The sequence below is a fragment of the Streptomyces sp. NPDC051051 genome, from assembly GCF_040682975.1.
Classification (GTDB): Bacteria; Actinomycetota; Actinomycetes; order Streptomycetales; family Streptomycetaceae; genus Streptomyces.
Genome location: NZ_JBFBCB010000125.1, coordinates 1 through 3683, shown reverse-complemented (window position 1 = coordinate 3683; position 3683 = coordinate 1). Strand labels below are relative to the sequence as shown.

Sequence of the window (3683 nt, the reverse complement as noted above, 5' to 3'; positions counted from 1 at the left end):
CACACCGCATCGAACGCGTCCGCGAACACCGGGAACACCTCATACAACTCCCGCCCCATCCCCGCACGCTGCGCACCCTGACCCGAGAACAAGAAGGCGACCTTGCCGCCGCGGCGTACGGTGCCGGTCACCGTGCTCGTGGGGGACTGACCGGCGCCGAGGTCGCGTAGGCCGGCGAGGAGGGTCTCCCGGTCGGTGCCGAGCACGACGGCGCGGTGTTCGAAGTGGGTGCGTGCGGTGGCCAGGGTGTGGGCGATGGCCGGGTCGTCCGCGTCGGGGTGGGTTTCGATGTGGTCCAGCAGGGCGCGGGCCTGCGCCTTGAGGGAATCGGTGGTGCGCGCGGACAGGATCCACGGCAGCACCGGCGATGTGCGGGCGAGGGACCGGCTGTCGGCCGTGTCGTCGTCCGGCGCGGTGGTGGTGTCGCCGTCCGGGTCGGTGGGCGGTGCCTGCTCCAGGATGAGGTGGGCGTTGGTGCCGGAGACGCCGAACGCGGAGACGCCGGTACGGCGCGGTCGTTCGGCCTGCGGCCAGGCGACCGGTTCGGTGAGCAGGCGCACGTCGCCCTCGGTCCAGTCGACCTTGGTGGTGGGGGTGTCGACGTGCAGGGTGCGCGGCAGGCGTTTGTGGCGCAGTGCCTGGACCATCTTGATGACGCCGCCGACGCCGGCGGCGGCCTGGGTGTGGCCGATGTTGGACTTCAGCGAGCCGAGCCACAGCGGCCGGTCCTCGGTGCGGTCCTGGCCGTAGGTGGCGAGGAGGGCCTGGGCCTCGATGGGGTCGCCGAGGGTCGTGCCGGTGCCGTGCGCCTCGACGGCGTCGACGTCGGCCGGGGAAAGTCGGGCGGAGGCGAGCGCGGCGCGGATGACGCGCTGCTGTGCGGGGCCGTTGGGGGCGGTGAGGCCGCTGCTCGCGCCGTCCTGGTTGACGGCGGAGCCGCGGATGAGGGCGAGGATTTGGTGGCCGTTGCGACGGGCGTCGGAGAGCCGTTCGAGCAGGACCAGGCCGGCGCCCTCGCCCCAGCCGGTGCCGTCGGTCGCCTCGGCGAAGGACTTGCAGCGCCCGTCGGGCGCGAGTCCGCGCTGCCGGCTGAACTCCAGGAAGGTGACAGGGGTCGACATGACGGCGACGCCGCCGGCCAGGGCCAGGTCGCATTCCTCGGCGCGCAGGGCCTGGACGGCCAGGTGCAGGGCGACGAGCGAGGAGGAGCAAGCGGTGTCGACGGTCAGGGCCGGGCCTTCGAAACCGAAGGTGTAGGAGATGCGGCCGGAGGCGATGCTGGCCGCGCTGCCGTTGCCGAGGTGGCCCTCGACCCCGGCGGGCGGCTCGGGGAAGCGGGTGGCGTAGTCGTTGTACATGACGCCGGCGAACACTCCGGTGGCGCTGCCGCGCAGCTCCGAAGGGCGCAGTCCGGCGCGTTCGAGGGCTTCCCAGGTCAGTTCGAGCAGCAGCCGCTGCTGCGGGTCGGTGGCGAGTGCCTCGCGGGGGGACATGCCGAAGAAGGCGGGGTCGAAGTCGGCGGCGTCGTGCAGGAATCCCCCCTCCCGCGTGTAGCAGGTCCCGGGGTGGGCGGGGTCGGGGTGGTAGAGGGCGTCCAGGTCCCAGCCCCGGTCGTCGGGGAAGCCGGAGATGCCGTCCGTGCCGGTGTCGACGAGATGCCACAGGTCTTCGGGGGTGCGTACTCCGCCGGGGTAGCGGCAGCTCATGGAGACGACGGCGATGGGTTCCGTTGCCTTGGCCTCGACCTGGCGCAGCCTGGTGCGGGTGCGCTGGAGGTCGTTGGAGACTCGGGTCAGAAGGTCGCGAAGCCTGTCCTCGCTCACGGAGCTCACGGATCGGTCTCCCTTCGGCGGCGGGCGCGGCGGCTCGCCGGTGGGGCACGGGCCATCGGTGTCGGTCCCGGCACCGTGGGTGCCGGGACCGGTGAGGGCGGGCTCGGGGGCCGGTTCCCTCGGTACGGACGGCCCCGGCGCTCCCGGTGCCGGGCCGTCCTCCAGGGCGATTATGGGGAGGGTCCGGGACGGTTTCGGAGTCCTGACCGGCGGCTCTAAGAGAACTTCTAGCGTTGCCGGGTGGTCCTCCGGGCGCGGACATGTCCTCCTGGGCGGTGACCGCCCGTCTTCGTCCGTCCCGGACCCGGCCCGCTCACCCCCGTCTTGGGGCCCGCCCTCTGGGAATGCGACCGCACCGGTTCCTCACCGCTGGAGGTCCGACCCCTCGGGGCCCGACCGCCACTGCCCCGTCCGCCGGATCATGCGGCGCGGGGCCGCGTCTCACAGGCGGCTGGTCACCTCCAGCGCTCCGGCCGGCAACGGCGGCAGCAGCCCCAGTTCGGCGGAGCGGTCCAGCAGGGTACGGACGGCGTGCAGGCCGTCGTGGCCGAGGTCGACGGTGAACTCGTTGACGTAGAGGTCGATGTGCTGGTCGACGACGTCCGGCTCCATCTCCTGTGCGTGTTCGAGGATGTGGCCGCGGGAGGCGGTGGGGTCGTGCCGGGCGGCGCGCAGGGAAGCGCGTACGGTTTCGGCGATCCGGTGCAGCAGGGGCTCTTCGAAGGAGCGGCGGGCGACGATGGCGCCGAGGGGGATCGGCACGCCCGTCCGCTTCTCCCATTCCTCACCCATGTCGGCGACGCGGTGCAGGCCGTAGCGGTCGTAGGTGAAGCGCGCCTCGTGGATGACCAGGCCGGCGTCGACACGGCCGTCGCGGACGGCCGGCATGATCTCGTGGAACGGCAGGACGGTGATGTCCCCGACGCCACCCGGTACGGCTTCGGCGGCCCACAGCCGGAACAGCAGGTAGGCCGTCGAACTGATGCTGGGGACGGCGATCCGGGCTCCGGTCAGTGCGGCGGGCACCGCGGGTCCGGCGGACAGGACGAGCGGGCCGCAGCCGTGTCCGAGGGCGCCGCCGCACGGCAGCAGGGCGTAGTCCTCAAGGACGTGCGGCAGGGCCGCGTAGGAGATCTTCAGCACGTCCAGTTCGCCGCGTGCGGCCATGCCGTTGGTGACGTCGATGTCGGCGAAGGTGAGCCGCACCTCGGGGGCGTCGGGCAGCAGCCCCTCCGTCCAGGCGTGGAAGACGAACGTGTCGTTGGGGCACGGGGAGTGCGCCAGGGTCAGCGGTGACGTCATGGGCTGGGGCTTCCTTGTCTGCCGTTCGGGCGGGGATGTTCCGGGCGGCACGGGGCCGTCGCCCTCAGCAAATCCGTTGCGGGTATGGGGTTTTCCCCAGACTGCCCTCCGCAAGGATGGGAGGGCCCCACTCGGCGCGGTGTCGATGCCCGTCGTCCGGCCGGGGGCCTGTGGCGTTCGGCTCGTCGGCCGGGTCCGCGGGCTCCGGCCGGCGGTTCGGCTCAAGCGCCGGATGGTGCGGCTGTGATTCGTCCCGCCCGGCCGTCCCCGGGCGGGACGGCCGGTCCACGGTCCGCGGGAGTTCGTTCCGTTCCGGGGCCGCCGACGAGCAACGTGCTGCGTGTGCTCGGACCCACTACGTGTGCCACGAGGCACTGACCGAGGAGGTTCCCGGCCATGGACGCTGGGCTCAAGCGCGAGCTGGAGGACAAGGTCTTCTCCGGTGAGCGGCTGTCCCGCGAGGACGGCATCGCGTTGTACGAGTCGGACGACCTGGCCTGGCTGGGCGGTCTGGCGCACGAGGTGCGGACGCGGAAGAACGGCGACGTC

At 72.6% G+C, this 3683-nt stretch carries 2 protein-coding genes and 1 pseudogene; 1 reads left to right on the top strand and 2 read right to left on the bottom strand.

Features of this window, described 5'->3' with window-relative positions; genetic code table 11:
* Both AB0N31_RS36320 and AB0N31_RS36315 read right to left on the bottom strand, forming a co-directional pair.
* A partial coding sequence (locus tag AB0N31_RS36320; RefSeq protein WP_366062810.1) for a type I polyketide synthase occupies positions 1 to 1823 on the bottom strand: 1823 nt, incomplete at its 3' end.
* Between the two features lie 450 nt (positions 1824 to 2273).
* On the bottom strand, positions 2274 to 3134 hold the full coding sequence (locus AB0N31_RS36315; RefSeq protein ID WP_366062809.1) for a 1,4-dihydroxy-6-naphthoate synthase: 861 nt from the start codon (positions 3132 to 3134) through the stop codon (positions 2274 to 2276).
* A 396-nt stretch (positions 3135 to 3530) separates the two neighbouring features.
* On the opposite strand from AB0N31_RS36315, the pseudogene AB0N31_RS36310 reads away from it, so the two are divergent.
* Positions 3531 to 3683, top strand: a pseudogene (locus tag AB0N31_RS36310) (aminofutalosine synthase MqnE); the annotation flags it as partial.

Bases quoted from the DNA above. Each gene is read 5' to 3' on its own strand.
- AB0N31_RS36315 (WP_366062809.1), bottom strand. From the start codon at position 3,134: ATGACGTCACCGCTGACCCTGGCGCACTCCCCGTGCCCCAACGACACG.